Below are 16378 nucleotides of genomic sequence, written 5' to 3' on the forward strand. Positions count from 1 at the left end.
ACGCAACAGAAGGACCCCATGCGCGTTCACATTGCCACCGACCACGCCGGCCTGGAACTCAGCCACCACCTGATCGAGCACCTGACCGGCCAGGGCCACGAGGTCATCGACCACGGGCCCACCGCGTACGACGCCGAAGACGACTACCCCTCGTTCTGCATCAACGCCGCGCTCGCCGTGGTGGCCGACCAGGCCGCCGGCGTGCAGGCGCTGGGCATCGTGCTGGGCGGCTCCGGCAACGGCGAGCAGATCGCGGCGAACAAGGTCAAGGGCATCCGCGCCGCGTTGGCCTGGAACCTGGACACCGCCAAGCTGGCCCGCGAGCACAACGACGCCAACGTCGTCGCCGTCGGCGGCCGGATGCACAGTGTGGAGGAAGCCACCGCCATCATCGAGGCGTTCCTGGCCGAGCCGTTCTCCAACGCCGAACGCCACGCCCGCCGGATCGGCAAGATCGCCTCCTACGAAACCACCGGCGAGGTCCCAGCCTAACCATGCCCGAAGGCCATTCGGTCCACCGGCTGGCCCGCCAGTTCCAGGACGTTTTCGCCGGCGCGAGGCTCGCCGTCTCCAGCCCCCAGGGCCGCTTCGCTGCCGGCGCCGCCCGGCTCGACGGGGCAACGCTGCTGGCCGCCCGGGCGCACGGCAAGCAGCTGTTTCTGGACTTCGACAACGGCCTGGTCCTCCGGGTCCACCTGGGCCTGTACGGGGCGTGGAGTTTCGGCGGGGACGCGACCTTCCGCGGCGCCTCCAGCATCGGGGCGCCGCGCCGGGTGGGGGAGCGGGAAGCGTACGACGACGGTGCTCCGGTTGCGTACGACGGCCCGCCGGAGCCGGTGGGCCAGGTGCGCGTCCGGCTGGTGTCCGACCACGGCTGGGCGGACCTGCGCGGCCCGACTGCCTGCGAGGTGCTGACGCCCGAGGAGGCGTCCGCCGTCGTCGCTAAATTGGGGCCGGACCCGCTGCAGGACGGGGCCGACCCTCGGCATGCCGGGGTTGAGCCGTTGCCGGTCGGGGCCGACCCTCGGCACGCTGGGGGTGACCCGTTGCCGGCCGGGTCCGAGCGGGCCGCCGAGTTCATCCGCCGGCTGACCTCCAAGCGCACCGCCGTCGGGCAGTTGCTGATGGACCAGAACGTCGTGGCCGGCGTCGGCAACATTTACCGGGCCGAGACGCTGTTCCGCCGCGGCCTGAGCCCCTGGCTGCCTGGCAAGCAGTTGTCCGCGGAGGAAGCGGGGCTGTTGTGGGCGGACATCGTGGATGTGATGGGCGACGGCGTCCGCGACGGCAAAATCATCACCACCCGGCCTGAACACCGGGACACCGACCCGGCCGGCCGGGTGCTGCCGGTCTGGCCGGACAACGCCTACTACGTGTACCAGCGGCAGGGCATGGCGTGCCGGGTCTGCGGCAACCCCGTGGCGCTGACGGACATGGCCGCCCGCAAACTCTACTGGTGCCCTTCCTGCCAGCCCGCCTAGCTGCTCGCGGCGCGGGGGTCCCAGCCTGCCTGCCCACGCCGCTGCGCCGCAGCCTGCCTGCCGCACGCCGCTGCGCCGCTACCCACGCCTGCCCGCGCCGCTGGCCGCTACCCGCCTGCCCACGCGGCCGGCCGCTACCCGCCTGCCCATGCCGCCGGCGCGGCCACGCCTCCCACCCACCCGAATTCTCGACGAGGGCAGGGTTTAGCCGCGAGGGCAGGGTCATTAGCCCTGTCCTCACCGATTTATCCTGCCCTCGGCGACGAGCTTTGCCCTCACCGGAGCGTTGCGCGCGGGGGCCGAGAGGCGGCCCGGGAGTGGCGCGGGTAGCCCGATGGGCCGACCGGACGCGATGACCCGCAGCAGCGCCGATTTGTTGAACGGGGCCGCCGTCGTGCTAAAGTTTCAACGTCCTCGGGGATGTAGCTCAATGGTAGAGCCTCAGTCTTCCAAACTGATTACGCGGGTTCGATTCCCGTCATCCCCTCTGCAGTGAGAGGCGGTCCAGAAGGGCCGCCTTTTCTGTTAGCGGCTGCAGTGTCAGGGTTTCATCGGCGCAGCAGCACCGCGGACCGCAATTGTGCAGCAAGCCGGGATAGCCCGTAGACTTGCGTGTGCACTACGGGGCGTAGCGTAGTGGCTAGCGCGCCTGCTTTGGGAGCAGGAGATCGCAGGTTCGAGTCCTGTCGCCCCGACTCTGTATTCTTGGTGCAGATTCAACCCCTATAGCTATCAGGAGTCCTAACGCTGTGAAGAGCGCTGTCGAAACCCTCACCCCCACCCGGGTCAAGCTCAACGTTGAGGTCCCCTTTGAGGAACTCAAGCCCAGCATCGACGCGGCGTACAAGACCATCGCGGGCCAGATCCAGGTTCCCGGCTTCCGCAAGGGCAAGGTTCCCGCCAAGCTGATCGACCAGCGCGTTGGCCGCGGCTACGTCATCGAGACCGCCATCAACGAAGGCCTGAACGGCTTCTACCAGGGCGCCATCGAAGAGACCGGCATCCGCCCGTTGAGCCGCCCCGAGGTTGAGATCACCGAGGTCCCGGACCCCACCGCCACCGAGGGCCAGCTGGCCTTCCACGTGGAGGTTGACATCCGCCCCGAGATCGAGCTGCCCGAGTACGCCGGCCTCGAGGTCACCGTGGAAGCCACCGAGGCCTCCGAGGAAGACGTGCAGAAGGCGCTGGACGACCTGCGCGGCCGCTTCGGCACCCTGAAGACCGTTGACCGTCCGGCCGCTGCCGACGACTTCATCACCATGGACCTCTCCGCCAAGGTGGACGGCGAAGAGGTTGATTCCGCCGCCGACCTGTCCTACCAGGTAGGCGCCGGCACCATGCTCGAGGGCCTGGACGAGGCCGTCACCGCGCTGAGCGCCGGCGAAGACGCCACGTTCGAGACCAAGCTGGCCGGCGGCGAGCACGCCGGGCAGGACGCCACCGTCACGGTGAAGCTGAAGGCTGTCAAGGAGCGCGAGCTGCCCGAGGCCGACGACGACTTCGCCCAGCTGGCGAGCGAGTTCGACACCATCGCCGAGCTGAAGGAAGACCTGGCCAAGCAGGCTGCCGACGCCAAGGTTATGGAGCAGGGCATCGAGGCCCGTGACAAGGTGCTGGACAAGCTCATGGAGCTCGTCGAGGTTCCGGTGCCGGATTCCGTCGTCGAAGAGCAGATGGAACAGCACTTCCGCCCGGAGAACAGCCACGGTGAAGACCACGACACCGAGGAGCACCGCGCCGAGGTCCGCGAGAACACCGCGAAGGCTTTCCAGAACGAGATCGTGCTGGACGCCGTGGCCGACAAGGAAGAGCTGGGCGTCAGCCAGGCCGAACTGATCGACTACATCGTCTCCTCCGCCGGCCAGTACGGCATGGAACCGAACCAGTTCGCGCAGCTGCTGGACCAGTCCGGCCAGGTCGGCATGATGGTGGGCGAAGTCCGCCGCCGCAAGGCCCTGGCCAAGGTGCTGGAGCTGGCCAAGGTCACCGACTCCAACGGTGCCGAGGTGGACTTGAGCGACTTCGTCCGCCCCGCCGGCGAAGAAGAGCCGAACATCGAGGACATGATCCAGGCCGCCGAGGCCGGCAGCGCTGAGAGCGGCGATGAAGCCGAAGCAGACGCCGCCGACACCGAGTCGATCGAGGACGCCGACGCTGCCGAAGAGGCCGCCGAGGAAAACAAGAAGTAGGCAGTACACTGCCGCAGGACGGGCCGCCGGACTCCCACCAGGGACCGGCGGTCCGCCGCTTTAACTGCCGCACGACGCCGGCGCCCGGCTCGGGCACGAGCGGAGCCGATGCGCGCACGACGGCGGTGCCTAGCCTGGGTGGGATGGGTTGCGCGACGGCGGTGCCTGGCTTGGGGCGGTATAGGTGCCACAACGGCGGCGCCCGCCTCGGCCGGGTGACCCCCGTCCCGCCGGAAAAGACGCGCCGAGCGCATGGTGAACGGCCCTGCGGAAGGCAAGCTCCGGCGTCGAAATTCTGCTTCAGGCAGAGGGTTTTCCCGCGCCAACACTGGCCTGATGCGCCGTCAGCGAACAGCGCGTCGTCGGGGAGGAATCGGGCAGCCGAACACGTTACTGTCCAAGTAGATAAACGACCCGAGGGCCGCCGGATGACGGAATGGCCAGGGGAAGAAGCGAGAGGTATTTCAGCATGTCGAATGAATCCGCCACTCCGAAGATGGCAACGGTCGAGGCCGCCAGCCGTGAAGACTACATCTATAACCGCCTGCTCAAAGAGCGCATCATCTGGCTCGGCTCCGAGGTGCGGGACGATAACGCCAACGCCATCTGCTCGCAGCTGCTGCTGCTCTCGGCCGAGGACCCGGAAAAGGACATCTACCTCTACATCAACTCGCCCGGCGGCTCGGTTACTGCCGGCATGGCCATCTACGACACCATGAAGTTCATTCCGAACGACGTGGTTACCGTGGCAACCGGTCTGGCGGCGTCGATGGGCCAGTTCCTGCTGTCCTCGGGCACCAAGGGCAAGCGCTACGCCACGCCGCACGCACGGATCCTGATGCACCAGCCCTCCGGCGGCATCGGCGGCACGGCCTCGGACATCAGGATCCAGGCCGAGCTGATCCTGCACATGAAGCAGGTCATGGCCGAGCTGACTGCCGAGCAGACCGGGCAGACGGTCGAGCAGATCCTGATCGACAACGACCGCGACAAGTGGTTCACGGCCGAGGAAGGCCTGGCTTACGGGTTCTTCGACAAGATTTCCGCCCACGCCGGCGGCGTCACCGGCGGCGGCGGAACGCAGAACACCAGCTCAGCCCCGACTGAATCCTGAGCCCACGCGCCACCGACCCGAATACAAGCAGGAGAATCTCATGGACTACAACTTCGGTGCCGCTGCCGGCGGTTTCGCCGCGAACATGCCGCAGAGCCGCTATGTGCTGCCCCAGTTCGAGGAGCGCACGCCGTACGGCTTCAAGCGCCAGGATCCCTACACCAAGCTGTTCGAGGACCGCATCATCTTCCTGGGTGTCCAGGTGGACGACGCCTCGGCCGACGACGTGATGGCCCAGCTGCTGGTGCTTGAGTCGACCGACCCGGACCGCGACATCACCATCTACATCAACTCCCCGGGCGGTTCGTTTACCGCGATGACTGCGATCTACGACACCATGCAGTACATCCGCCCGGAGATCCAGACCGTGTGCCTGGGCCAGGCCGCCAGCGCCGCAGCCGTGCTGCTGGCCGCCGGTACGCCGGGCAAGCGTTTGGCTCTGCCGAACGCCCGCGTGCTGATCCACCAGCCGGCGCTGGGCGGCGGCGAACGCGGCCAGGCCTCGGACCTGCAGATCCAGGCCGACGAAGTGATGCGGATGCGTGCCTGGCTGGAGAACGCCTTGGCCATGCACTCGGGCAAGGACGCGGCCCAGGTCAACAAGGACATCGAGCGCGACAAGATCCTCACGGCCGACGGCGCCCTGGAATACGGGCTGATCGACCAGGTGCTCGACTCCCGCAAGATCCACAAACCGGCGATCACCAAGTAATACCGAGTAAGATAGCCGGATTGCCTTCACTGCCCGTGGCGCGTCATATCGCACCACGGGCAGTGTGGTTACTGAAACTGTCGGCGCAGTGAATTAGAGTTGGTGTCAGCTAGCTTCGGCAACGCAGCACCAGCCCGGCATTTCTCGGCGGGGTTGAGGCTACGGCTGCCGCGGCAAGTGCCGACGTAGAACCAAGTAAGGGGACGGATATGGCTCGCATAGGTGAGAGCGCTGACCTGCTCAAGTGCTCTTTCTGCGGCAAGAGCCAGAAACAGGTCCGGAAGCTGATCGCCGGCCCCGGCGTGTACATCTGCGATGAATGCATCGAGCTGTGCAACGAGATCATCGAAGAGGAGCTGGCCGAGGTCTCGGACCTGGGCAGCTTCGAACTGCCCAAGCCGCGCGAAATCTTCGATTTCCTGCAGGAGTACGTGATCGGCCAGGAGCCCGCCAAGCGCGCGCTGGCCGTGGCGGTCTACAACCACTACAAGCGCATCCAGTCCGGCCATGCCCCGAAGGGCACCGCCAACCTGTCCGATGCCAGTCCGCTGGAGGACGTGGAAGTCTCCAAGTCCAACATCCTGCTGATCGGCCCCACGGGCTGCGGCAAGACCTACCTGGCGCAGACGTTGGCCCGCCGGCTGAATGTTCCCTTCGCCGTCGCGGATGCCACAGCACTGACCGAGGCCGGCTACGTGGGCGAGGATGTGGAGAACATTCTGCTCAAGCTGATCCAGGCCGCCGACTATGACGTCAAGAAGGCCGAACAGGGCATCATCTACATCGACGAGATCGACAAGATCTCGCGCAAGAGCGAGAACCCGTCGATCACCCGCGACGTCTCCGGTGAAGGCGTCCAGCAGGCGCTGCTAAAGATCCTGGAAGGAACCGTGGCCTCGGTCCCGCCGCAGGGCGGACGGAAGCATCCGCACCAGGAATTCATCCAGATCGACACCACCAACGTGCTGTTCATCGTGGCCGGTGCGTTCGCCGGGCTGGAGGAGATCATCGGGTCGCGGGCCGGCCGCAAGGGCATCGGCTTCGGCGCCCCGCTCAAGGACGCGGCAGCGGAAAAGGACAGCTACGGCGAGGTGATGCCGGAGGATCTGCTCAAATTCGGGCTGATCCCGGAGTTCATCGGCCGGCTGCCGGTGATCACCACGGTGTCCAACCTGGACCGGCCGGCGCTGATCAAGATCCTGACCGAACCGAAGAACGCCCTGCTGCGGCAGTACCAGAAGATGTTCCAGTTGGACGGCGTGGAATTGAGCTTCGAGCAGGAAGCCTTGGAAGCAGTCGCTGACCTCGCGCTGGAGCGGGGCACCGGTGCCCGCGGGCTCCGGGCCATCATCGAAGAGACGCTGCAGCCGGTGATGTTCGATCTGCCCAGTCGCGAGGATATTGCCTCCGTGGTGATCACCGCCGACGCGGTGCTGAACAAGGCGGAACCGACGCTGATTTCCCACGACGTAGTGGCCAAACGGCGGAACAAGTCCGCCTGACGCACCGAACCACCGACGACCACCGCACGACCGCACAAGGACCAGACAAGGGGACACACTATGGCCCGGACCGCCGGAAGCGCGGAGCTTCTCACCTGCTCGTTCTGCGGGAAGAGCCAGAAGCAGGTCAAGAAGCTGATCGCCGGCGGCGGCGTCTACATCTGTGACGAATGCGTCGGGCTGTGCAACGAGCTGCTGGAGGAAGAATTCGGTACCGCGGCGGTCGCCGCTGAATTGCTGGAGCTTCCCAAGCCGCGGGAGATCTTCGGATTCCTGCAGGAATACGTAATCGGCCAGGAGCCCGCCAAGCGCGCGCTGGCCGTGGCGGTCTACAACCACTACAAGCGCATCCGCTCAGGCCACGCCGCACCGGGCAACGCCGCGCTATCCGCCGCCGGCGAGCTGCAGGACGTGGAGATCGCCAAATCGAACGTGCTGCTGATCGGTCCCACCGGCTGCGGCAAGACCTACCTGGCGCAGACGCTGGCACGCCAGCTGAACGTGCCGTTCGCGGTCGCGGACGCCACCTCGCTGACCGAGGCCGGCTATGTGGGCGAGGATGTGGAGAACATCCTGCTCAAGCTGATCCAAGCTGCGGACCATGACATCAAGAAGGCCGAGCACGGCATCATCTACATCGACGAGATCGACAAGGTGACCCGCAAGGGCGACGGCCCGTCGATCACCCGGGACGTCTCCGGTGAAGGCGTCCAGCAGGCCCTGCTGAAGATTCTGGAAGGAACCGTCGCCTCGGTGCCGCCGCAAGGCGGACGGAAGAACCCGCAGCAGGAGTTCCTCCAGATCGACACCACGAACATCCTCTTCATTGTTGCCGGCGCCTTCGCCGGGCTGGAAGAGATCATCGGCTCGCGGGCTGGCCGCAAGGGAATCGGCTTCGGCGCCCCGCTGAAGGACGCCGTCCAACAGCAGGACAATTACGGCGAGGTCATGCCGGAAGACCTGCTCAAGTTCGGGCTGATCCCGGAGTTCATCGGCCGCCTGCCGGTGATCACCACGGTGTCCGAACTGGACAAGCCGGCGCTGATCAAGATCCTGACCGAACCGAAGAACGCCCTGCTCCGGCAGTACCAGAAGATGTTCCAGCTGGACGGCGTGGAGCTGGCCTTCGAGCAGGACGCGCTGGAGGCAGTCGCCGACCTGGCGCTGGAGCGGGGAACCGGAGCCCGCGGACTGCGCGCGATCATGGAAGAGACGCTGCAGCCGATCATGTTCGACCTGCCCGGCCGCGACGACATTGCCACCGCCGTGATCACCGCGGCGACGGTCCTGAACGGGACCGAGCCCACGCTCATCCCGCACGATGTGGAAGCCATCCGCCGCCGCGACTCTGCCTGAGCACGCAGCCTGCGCGGCCGTGCTGACATGCGGTCCTCTGTGCTGCGGCGGAACAAATCCTCCGGCGGCGTAGTTACGCACAACAGCACCCATAACCGGTCTCTTGAAGGAGTACTGCCCTATGTCTGAAAACGCTGCACCGTCAACCGTTGACTTCTGGTTCGACCCGGCCTGCCCGTTCGCCTGGATCACCTCCCGCTGGATCCTGGAGGTGGAGAAGGTCCGCGACGTGAAGGTGGACTGGCACGTGATGAGCCTGGCCGTGCTCAATGACGGCCGCGATGAGTTGCCGGACGAATACAAGGAGTTCCTCAAGCAGGCTTGGGGACCGGTGCGCGTGATCATTGCCGCCCAGCAGCTGCACGGCGACGCCTACGTGGGGAAGCTCTACGACGCCATGGGCACCCGCATCCACAACGAGGGCAACAAGGACTACGAGTCCGTCACCGCCGCCGCCTTGGAAGAGGTCGGGCTGCCCGCGGATCTGGCCCGCTTCGCCACCTCGGACGAGTACGACGAGCAACTGCGCGCCAGCCACGAGGAAGGCATCTCCAAGGTCGGCGACGAAGTAGGAACACCCGTGGTGGCCTTCAACGGCACCGCCTTCTTCGGACCGGTCATGACGCGCATTCCGCGCGGCGAGGTCGCCGGCAAGATCTTCGACGGCGCCGTGGCGCTGGCCGAATTCCCCTACTTCTACGAGATCAAGCGCTCCCGGACCACCAGCCCCGAGTTCGACTGATCGGTACCGCCGGGCACTGCTCCGGCGAGCATCTGCGCTAAACCGACGCGCCATGGCCGGCCGGAAAGAATTTCGGCACAGCTATGGCGTGTCGGCTTGCGCAGGAGTATAAATATCTATACGCATCCACCAAAAGATGCGGGACCGAACACCAAAGATTCAGTGACAAGTAGTGGACAAGTTCCACAAACTGCCAGCCAGTGACGAGGCTAGGAAGACCTGAAAATCAGCGGAGTTCGCGAGACCCAAAGCCGTCACCTTTGGATCAAAAGAGTCGAAGCCCCACCAACGGCGAAACGCTGATGGGGCTTCCCCTCGTTAACGGGTCCGTCTGAGCGGCCCGGCAGCGGTTACTCGGCCGCGGCCTCCGCGGCGGCAAGCTCCACCTTGGTGACGGTCAGCTCGCCCTCGGCCTCGGCCAGCATGACCTCGCGGGCATTGCCGGCGGCCTTCAGGTCGCCCAGCCCGGCCTCCAGTTGCGCGACCTGGGCGGCCGAACCGCTGATGGTCGCGGTGAGCACCTCGGTGCGCTGTTTGACCTTGGCTTCCGACTTGGCCTTGCGGATGCCACCGAGCGCCAGCCCGACGGTCCCCAGCAGACCCTTGTCCGCGGCCGAGGCAACGGTGGCGAGCCCCGCCGTCGTCGGCCATTCAGCGCGGTGCACGGAGCCGGCGCGCCACCAGCTCCAGACCTCTTCGGTGGCGAAGGGCAGGAACGGCGCGAACAGGCGCAGCAGCGCGTCCAGCGTGGTGGCCAGGGTGGCCAGGACCGAGTCCTGCTCCGCCTGGCCGGCGGCACCGTAGGCGCGGTCCTTGATTAGTTCCACGTAGTCGTCGGTGAAGGACCAGAAGAAGCTCTCGGTGACCTGCAGCGCCCGGGCGTGGTCGTACTTCTCGAACGCCGCCGTGGCGGTTTCCACCACGTCGGCCAGCTGGCCCAGCAGCGAGATGTCCAGCGGGTTGGTGACCACCGAGGCGTCGTCGGCCAGCACCGATGCCTCGGTGGCGCCCAGGTTCAGCACGAACTTGGAGGCGTTGAGCAGCTTGATGGCCAGCCGGCGACCGATCTTCATCTGCGCGACTTCGTAGGCGGTGTCCGCGCCGAGCTTGGCGGAGGCCGCCCAGTAGCGGACCGCGTCCGCGCCGAACTGTTCCAGCACGTCGGTGGGAACCACCACGTTGCCCTTGGACTTGGACATCTTCTTGCGGTCCGGGTCCAGGATCCAGCCGGAGAGCGCAGCGTGCTTCCATGGCGCGCAGCCGTTCAGCGCGTCGGCGCGCACCGCAGTGGAGAATAACCAGGTCCGGATGATGTCGTGGCCCTGCGGGCGCAGATCGAACGGGAAGACGTTGTTGAAGAACGCCTCGTCGCGGCTCCACTTGCCCACAATCTGCGGCGTCAGCGACGAGGTGGCCCAGGTGTCCAGCACATCGGCGTCGCCGATGAAGCCGCCGGGCTGGTTGCGCTGCGATTCCTCGAAGCCCGGGGCCGGCTCGGCGGCCGGGTCGACCGGCAGCATCTCGTCGCTCGGCAGTACCGGGTTGTCGTAGTCGGGGTTGCCGGAGGCGTCCAGCGGGTACCAGACGGGGATCGGCACACCGAAGAAGCGCTGCCGGGAGACCAGCCAGTCGCCGTTGAGGCCTTCGATCCAGTTTTCGTAGCGCGAGCGCATGAACGCGGGGTGGAAGTCGATCTCCCGGCCCCGGCCGATCAGCCGTTCGCGGCGGTCCTCATCGCGGCCGCCGTTGCGGATGTACCACTGGCGCGAGGTGACGACCTCCAGCGGCTTGTCGCCCTTTTCGTAGAAGTTGACCGGGTGGGACATCTTCTTGGGCTCGCCGTCCAGCTCGCCAGCGGCGGTCAGCAGCTCCACCACCTTCTCCTTGGCGGAGAACACGGTTTTGCCAGCCAGCTCGGCATAGTTCGCCTTCCCTGCCTCGGTGCTGATCCACTCCGGCGTCTCGGCCACAATCCGGCCGTCTCGGCCCACAATCGAGCGGGTGGGCAGCTGCAGCTCGCGCCACCAGGTCACGTCGGTCAGGTCGCCGAAGGTACAGACCATGGCAATGCCGGCGCCCTTGTCCGGCTTGGCCAGCGGGTGGGCCTTGACCTCCACCTCCACGCCGAACAGCGGGGACTTCACGGTGGTGCCGAACAGCTTCTGGTAGCGCTCGTCATCGGGGTGGGCCACCAGTGCCACGCAGGCCGGCAGCAGCTCGGGGCGGGTGGTCTCGATGTGGACCTTCTCGCCGTCGGCGGTCTCGAAGGCGTAGCGGTAGTATGCGCCGGGCATCTCCCGGTCCTCCAGCTCGGCCTGCGCCACGGCGGTGCGGAACGTGACGTCCCAGAGCGTGGGGGCCTCGGCCATGTAGGCGTCGCCAGCGGTCAGGTTGGCCAGAAAGGCGCGCTGTGAGACCGAGCGGGACACGTCATCGATGGTCCGGTACGTCAGGTCCCAGTCCACGGACAGGCCCAGCGTGCTGAAGAGGTTCTCGAAAACCTTCTCGTCCTCCACAGCCAGGGTCTCGCAGAGCTCAATGAAGTTCCGGCGGGAAACGACGTCGAAATCGCGCTGGTTCTTCGCCGGGGTGGCCGGCGGCTGGTAGTCCGGGTTGTACGGCACCGACGGGTCGCAGCGCACGCCGTAGAAGTTCTGCACGCGGCGCTCGGTGGGCAGGCCGTTGTCATCCCAGCCCATCGGATAGAACACGTTCTTCCCGCGCATCCGCTTGTAGCGGGCCAGCACATCGGTCTGTGTGTAGGAGAACATGTGTCCCACATGCAGCGAGCCGGACGCCGTCGGCGGGGGAGTGTCGATTGAGTAGACCTGCTCCCGCGTGGTCTCGGGGTTGAACTTGTAGGTTCCCTCCCCACGCCAGCGCCGGGTCAGGGCGTCCTCAAGGCCTTCGAGGGCGGGCTTGTCGGGAACGTTTACGGAAACGGGCGTGTCTGTGCCCGGGGTATGTTCTGCCATGCTCGCCATTCTTTCATGCCGGGCACGGAATGAAGATTCACGACGGCGGTGCCCACCTGCCTGCATCGGCGCGCCTCACCCGGACTGCCGATTCGCTCGACGGCGGTGCCCGCCCTTCCTGCCCCTGTCCGGCTCGCGTAGCATGCGGCTATGACGGACGTTCAGATCAAGCGGGTCTACGAACCGGCCGACGACGGTGATGGCTACCGGGTGTTGGTGGACCGGATCTGGCCGCGTGGGATCAAGAAGGAGGAGGCAGGGCTGGACCTCTGGCTGAAGGAAGCGGGGACATCCGCCGAGTTGCGCAAGGAGTTCAGCCACCAGCCAGAGAAGTTCGAAGCGTTCACTGTGGCGTACCGGCAGGAGCTGGACGGTTCCGAGGCGCTGAAGCGTTTGTTGGAGCTGGCCCGCGAGCATCCAAAGCTGTGCCTGCTTTACGGTGCCAAGGATGAGACGCACAACCAAGCGGCGGTGCTGCGGGACTTGATCCTGGAGGAACTCGGCGGGGGGTCCGACTGACATGCCGCGCCGGATGGGGGATTTACGTGGCGCCGGCGGCCCGCGGAGTCGGATGTGCCGGGTCCGCAAACGCCTCACAGAGGGCGGCACACGCGGCTCTGGGCGCGGCATCTGGCGCAGCGCCGTCCTGACCCTGATGGGTTCGGCGGCTTTGATCGGTTCCATGGCCGGATGCGGGATTATCCCCGGGTTCGAGGCTCCACCGTGTCTCCCGCCGGACTACTCGGTGACCCCCAAGGAGGCGGGTCCGGGGGAGACTGTGACGGTGTCAGCGCGGGACGCTGACTGCGACCCACGCTACGGCAGCGAGGCCCAGATTGAAGTGATCGTGACAGATGCTTCCGGTGTAGAAGTGCTCCACGAGACCGCCCCGATGAACGACGGCGGCGGCTTCACGTATACCTTTACGGTCCCCTCGGCCGCCGCGGCAGGTGAGGCCTCGGTGACTGCGATGCCCTACAACGTCGACTGGTGCGATGACACCGGCCGGAACAACCGAGTATCGGGAGCGGCCGCCGTCGTCGAACTCGAGCGGGTATCGTGCGCGATGCCGCTGAGGCCACTCCTGATCAACCGGTGACCCCTGCTGATCAAACGGTCATCGCAGCTTCGCTCGGTGAAGTCTCGTTCCTGCCTGTCAGCTATCGCTCGGCCTAGCAGTGACGGACGGATCCCCAAGCGTTCCAGCGGCTCGCAGCGACGTCGTACTGTAGGCCTCCGTTTTTATTCGCCACTAGGCTGTGATTCATGACCAAGCGCGCAGTAGTAACGGGAGCAAGTTCGGGGATCGGCGCCGCCACCGTGCGGGCGCTGCGCGGAAGCGGTTGGGAGGTAGTGGCAGTGGCCCGGCGTGCCGACCGGCTTGCCGCGCTCGCCGAAGAAACCGGCGCGGTGGCGATGCCCGGCGACGTGACGGACCAGGCCTCCGTCGATCAGTTGGTAGCCGGCGTGCTCGCCGGCGGAGGCGTCGATGCGCTGGTGAACATCGCCGGCGGCGCCTTCGGGGTGGACTCGATCGCTGAAGGAAAGTTCGCCGACTGGGAGAAGATGTACAACGTAAACGTCCTCGGCTCCCTGCGGATGATCAAGGCATTCCTGCCGGCCCTGCGGGATAACGGCGAAGGCTCGGTCGTGTTGCTGACCTCCACCGCGGGGATCGTGGCGTACGAAGGAGGCGGTGGATATGTGGCCGCCAAGTTCGCGCAGCACTCCATGGCCGGTACCCTGCGTCTGGAAGAGGCCGAACATAACGTGCGGGTGATCGACATCCTGCCGGGCTTGGTGCAGACCGAAGAGTTCTCGCTGAACCGTCTCGGCGGCGACCAGGCGGCGGCGGACAAGGTCTACACCGGCGTGGAGAAGCCGCTGCTGGCCGAGGACGTTGCCGACGTGGTGGCCTACTCGCTCAATCTGCCGCACCATGTGAACCTGGATCAGATCGTCATGCGCCCGGTCGCGCAGGCCGCCGCCCACAAGCTGATTCGGAAATAGCGGCAGGGCTTCGAGTTGTCCGGACTCGGACTCGCGTAGCTCCGGGTTCGGAGTAGCCCAGCTAGGGGGCTCGGGTTGGCTAGCTAGGACTCGTTTCTCCCCGGCCCGTTACGGCCGGCACACCGGCCGACTATCCCTACACAATCGAGGAATTTGATTGCTTCGAATCTGTATTCGAAGAAAAATGGATGTATGGCCATTACACCGCTCGAACAGGATCCGGGGACACTTGCTTCCCTGGACCGAGTGCGCGTCGACTTGGCCAGCAGAGCGGGCAGCTTCGTCGCTGGAATGGACCAGATGTCTACCCGCGAGCTGGCAGCGACTGTTGCGGCGGTGGAGGACATCTCCAAGATCGTGGAGTTCTTCCAGTTGGCAGGAGCATGGGCAGTAGAGCGGGCCGATGTTGCCCGGGTAGGGGAGCGGGACGGACTTTTCGGAGGTCCTGTGGCCGCCGATTGCCGCGGCGCAGAATCCTCACCCGGTGGTGGCATAGTCCCTGCTGCGGGTGCGGACACGGGGGAGCGCGGCTGGGCTGATCCTGCGGAAGCGCTAAACGCCGGCACCGGTCGGGACGGATCTGACGGGCAGGGAGCGGCGGAGGGCGAGGACGGCAGCGCCCGCAGGGGGACGGAGTTCCGCACGAACGCCGAGTATTTGCGGGCCCGGCTGGGGATCGGTGCGGGCGAGGCAAAGCGGCGGATCAGGGTGGGTCAGGCTGCGCTCGCCGGACGGCTGCCTTCAGGCGAGCCCGGGAGCGTCAGGCTGCCGGTGCTTGGGAAGGCGTTGGCTGAGGGCAGGATTGCGGGCCGGGCTGCGTCGCTGATCACTGATGCGGTGGCGCGGGTACGTCCGGCTGCCGGGATGGAAACTGCGGCGGAGATGGAAGCGGCGCTGGTGCGTCAGGCAGTGGAAGCCGATCAGGACGTATTGGGCAAGGTCGCCAGAATGTGGGAGGCCGCCGCGGATGCGGACGGGAGTGAGCCCTCGGAGGCGGCGCTGCGCGCGAAACAGGGTGTGTTCTATCGGGGGCGGCGCGGCGGCCTGCACTACTTCACTCTGGCGGCAGATGACGCTCAGTACCCGGCGCTGGCGACGGTGATGAATACAGCGACCAACCCGCGGCTGACCGGCGAGAACATCACTGCCGGCAACGGCACGGGTATGGCCGCAGGCACCACCGTCGAAGGGGATGGTGAAGTGCCGGGGACCGCCGCGTTCCTGCCCGCTCCCGCGTCCGGGACAACCGATGCGGTGTTCGGGGATGGGACGACGGACCAGGATGCCGCGTTGTTGGATCCGCGGTCGTTTGCGCAGAAGCAATTGGCCGGGCTGGTGGCCGGGTGCGTGGTCGCTTTGTCGGCTGGCAGGCTGCCGGCCACCGGCGGGCACCGCGCTCAGATTATGGTCACCACCGGTTACAAGGAATTGGCCGGCAAGTTGACCGGCCCGGCGCATCCGGTGTTCGGCCATCCCGTCTCAGCCAAGACTGTGCGGAGGCTGGCCTGCGACGCGTCGATCATCCCGGTGGTACTGGGTTCTCAGAGCGAGGTCCTGGATCTGGGCCGCGCGTCGAGGTTCTTCACCCCGGCAGTCCGCAAGGCGCTCGCCGTACGTGACTGTGGGTGCGCGTTTCCCGGCTGCACAATGCCGGCGGTCTGGTGCGAGGCTCACCACGTCGTTCCCTGGTACCGGGGCGGGCGGACAAACGTGAACAACGGCGTATTGCTATGCATCTTTCACCATGACCTGGTTGAACAGGGCGACTGGGAGATCGCGGTCGAAGACGGCATCCCTTGGTTTATCCCGCCCGGCTACGTCGACCCGCACCGCCGCAGGCGACGCAACCGATACTGGCGCACCAAAGTTCCGGATTTGTTGCCGGTTCCGTGAGGACGGTGGGCCGGCGAACCTGGCAGCGGAGGCCTCGCCGGCAAGGAGACAGGCAAGCCTTGTGTGGGTCCAGGGCTTTCGATCGCGCTGTCGGCCGCGCTGCCGGTCTGCGTTTCGACAGCCGCGGCGATGTGGCCCTAAACTTGAGCTACAAGCTTCGACCCGGCCATCACCGGTGAGCTTCCGGAAGAACGGTCCACGCAGCAACACCGGGCCTAGTAGAGCCGGACGGGTAAGCCCGTCACAGCAGCGAACGAGTGGCTGTCCCTTTGCACCGGTTCCGGCGCATCAGGCCAGCAAGTGAGGTGGTACCGCGGGTTCGCCCCGGCAGCGGGTTCGGCTTTCAGGCCTAATCGGTGTGCTGGAGCAGGACACGTCCTCGCAGAAGTACCCACACTTGCCGA

General features: G+C 66.3%; 13 protein-coding genes and 2 tRNA genes. 14 read left to right on the forward strand and 1 reads right to left on the reverse strand.

The annotated features are described in order from the left end of the window. Nucleotides 1-18 precede the first annotated feature (18 nt). The 10 genes from ACWF5H_RS05315 to ACWF5H_RS05360 all read left to right on the forward strand — a co-directional run bounded on the left by ACWF5H_RS05315 (nucleotide 19) and on the right by ACWF5H_RS05360 (nucleotide 9096). The gene (locus ACWF5H_RS05315) at nucleotides 19-492 is read left to right on the forward strand and encodes a ribose-5-phosphate isomerase (RefSeq protein ID WP_452035391.1); all 474 of its coding nucleotides are present in this window, start codon (nucleotides 19-21) and stop codon (nucleotides 490-492) included. Between the two features lie 2 nt (nucleotides 493-494). Continuing rightward, nucleotides 495-1481, forward strand: a complete 987-nt coding sequence (locus ACWF5H_RS05320) for an Fpg/Nei family DNA glycosylase (protein WP_452035393.1) — start codon at nucleotides 495-497, stop codon at nucleotides 1479-1481. 416 nt (nucleotides 1482-1897) lie between these two features. Next, a tRNA-Gly gene (locus ACWF5H_RS05325) sits at nucleotides 1898-1968 on the forward strand. Between the two features lie 135 nt (nucleotides 1969-2103). Next, nucleotides 2104-2176: transfer RNA gene (locus ACWF5H_RS05330), tRNA-Pro, on the forward strand. A gap of 54 nt (nucleotides 2177-2230) precedes the next feature. Beyond that, nucleotides 2231-3670 (forward strand): trigger factor, encoded by a 1440-nt coding sequence (gene tig, locus ACWF5H_RS05335; protein WP_452035394.1) that lies wholly within the window; start codon nucleotides 2231-2233, stop codon nucleotides 3668-3670. A gap of 496 nt (nucleotides 3671-4166) precedes the next feature. Continuing rightward, complete coding sequence (locus ACWF5H_RS05340) at nucleotides 4167-4784, forward strand: ATP-dependent Clp protease proteolytic subunit (RefSeq protein WP_452036036.1); 618 nt, start codon at nucleotides 4167-4169, stop codon at nucleotides 4782-4784. A gap of 40 nt (nucleotides 4785-4824) precedes the next feature. Continuing rightward, nucleotides 4825-5496 carry an ATP-dependent Clp protease proteolytic subunit gene (locus ACWF5H_RS05345; protein ID WP_127513688.1) on the forward strand — a complete coding sequence of 224 codons (672 nt, stop codon included), beginning with the start codon at nucleotides 4825-4827 and terminating at the stop codon, nucleotides 5494-5496. A gap of 209 nt (nucleotides 5497-5705) precedes the next feature. Beyond that, nucleotides 5706-6998 carry an ATP-dependent Clp protease ATP-binding subunit ClpX gene (gene clpX, locus ACWF5H_RS05350; protein ID WP_452035396.1) on the forward strand — a complete coding sequence of 431 codons (1293 nt, stop codon included), beginning with the start codon at nucleotides 5706-5708 and terminating at the stop codon, nucleotides 6996-6998. Between the two features lie 60 nt (nucleotides 6999-7058). Further along, complete coding sequence (gene clpX, locus ACWF5H_RS05355) at nucleotides 7059-8354, forward strand: ATP-dependent Clp protease ATP-binding subunit ClpX (protein WP_452035398.1); 1296 nt, start codon at nucleotides 7059-7061, stop codon at nucleotides 8352-8354. A gap of 121 nt (nucleotides 8355-8475) precedes the next feature. Next, nucleotides 8476-9096, forward strand: a complete 621-nt coding sequence (locus ACWF5H_RS05360; RefSeq protein ID WP_452035400.1) for a mycothiol-dependent nitroreductase Rv2466c family protein — start codon at nucleotides 8476-8478, stop codon at nucleotides 9094-9096. A gap of 350 nt (nucleotides 9097-9446) precedes the next feature. On the opposite strand, the gene valS is transcribed toward ACWF5H_RS05360, so the two are convergent. Then, complete coding sequence (gene valS, locus ACWF5H_RS05365; protein ID WP_452035402.1) at nucleotides 9447-12071, reverse strand: valine--tRNA ligase; 2625 nt, start codon at nucleotides 12069-12071, stop codon at nucleotides 9447-9449. Nucleotides 12072-12221: 150 nt separating this feature from the next. On the opposite strand from valS, the gene ACWF5H_RS05370 reads away from it, so the two are divergent. The 4 genes from ACWF5H_RS05370 (at nucleotide 12222) to ACWF5H_RS05385 (ending at nucleotide 15974) form a co-directional block, all read left to right on the forward strand. Then, nucleotides 12222-12590: a DUF488 domain-containing protein gene (locus ACWF5H_RS05370; RefSeq protein WP_452035404.1), complete on the forward strand. Its 369-nt coding sequence runs from the start codon at nucleotides 12222-12224 to the stop codon at nucleotides 12588-12590. 265 nt (nucleotides 12591-12855) lie between these two features. Further along, the gene (locus ACWF5H_RS05375; RefSeq protein WP_452035406.1) at nucleotides 12856-13170 is read left to right on the forward strand and encodes a hypothetical protein; all 315 of its coding nucleotides are present in this window, start codon (nucleotides 12856-12858) and stop codon (nucleotides 13168-13170) included. A 167-nt stretch (nucleotides 13171-13337) separates the two neighbouring features. After that, complete coding sequence (locus tag ACWF5H_RS05380) at nucleotides 13338-14081, forward strand: SDR family oxidoreductase (RefSeq protein ID WP_452035408.1); 744 nt, start codon at nucleotides 13338-13340, stop codon at nucleotides 14079-14081. A gap of 192 nt (nucleotides 14082-14273) precedes the next feature. Beyond that, entirely contained in the window at nucleotides 14274-15974 is a 1701-nt protein-coding gene (locus ACWF5H_RS05385; protein ID WP_452035410.1) for a DUF222 domain-containing protein, read from the forward strand. Nucleotides 15975-16378: the final 404 nt, after the last annotated feature.

The sequence above is a fragment of the Arthrobacter sp. NPDC055138 genome (assembly GCF_053607305.1).

Bases quoted from the DNA above. Each gene is read 5' to 3' on its own strand.
- ACWF5H_RS05315 (WP_452035391.1), top strand. From the start codon at position 19: ATGCGCGTTCACATTGCCACCGACCACGCCGGCCTGGAACTCAGCCAC.
- ACWF5H_RS05320 (WP_452035393.1), top strand. From the start codon at position 495: ATGCCCGAAGGCCATTCGGTCCACCGGCTGGCCCGCCAGTTCCAGGAC.
- ACWF5H_RS05340 (WP_452036036.1), top strand. From the start codon at position 4,167: ATGGCAACGGTCGAGGCCGCCAGCCGTGAAGACTACATCTATAACCGC.
- ACWF5H_RS05345 (WP_127513688.1), top strand. From the start codon at position 4,825: ATGGACTACAACTTCGGTGCCGCTGCCGGCGGTTTCGCCGCGAACATG.
- clpX (WP_452035396.1), top strand. From the start codon at position 5,706: ATGGCTCGCATAGGTGAGAGCGCTGACCTGCTCAAGTGCTCTTTCTGC.
- clpX (WP_452035398.1), top strand. From the start codon at position 7,059: ATGGCCCGGACCGCCGGAAGCGCGGAGCTTCTCACCTGCTCGTTCTGC.
- ACWF5H_RS05360 (WP_452035400.1), top strand. From the start codon at position 8,476: ATGTCTGAAAACGCTGCACCGTCAACCGTTGACTTCTGGTTCGACCCG.
- valS (WP_452035402.1), bottom strand. From the start codon at position 12,071: ATGGCAGAACATACCCCGGGCACAGACACGCCCGTTTCCGTAAACGTT.
- ACWF5H_RS05370 (WP_452035404.1), top strand. From the start codon at position 12,222: ATGACGGACGTTCAGATCAAGCGGGTCTACGAACCGGCCGACGACGGT.
- ACWF5H_RS05380 (WP_452035408.1), top strand. From the start codon at position 13,338: ATGACCAAGCGCGCAGTAGTAACGGGAGCAAGTTCGGGGATCGGCGCC.
- ACWF5H_RS05385 (WP_452035410.1), top strand. From the start codon at position 14,274: ATGGCCATTACACCGCTCGAACAGGATCCGGGGACACTTGCTTCCCTG.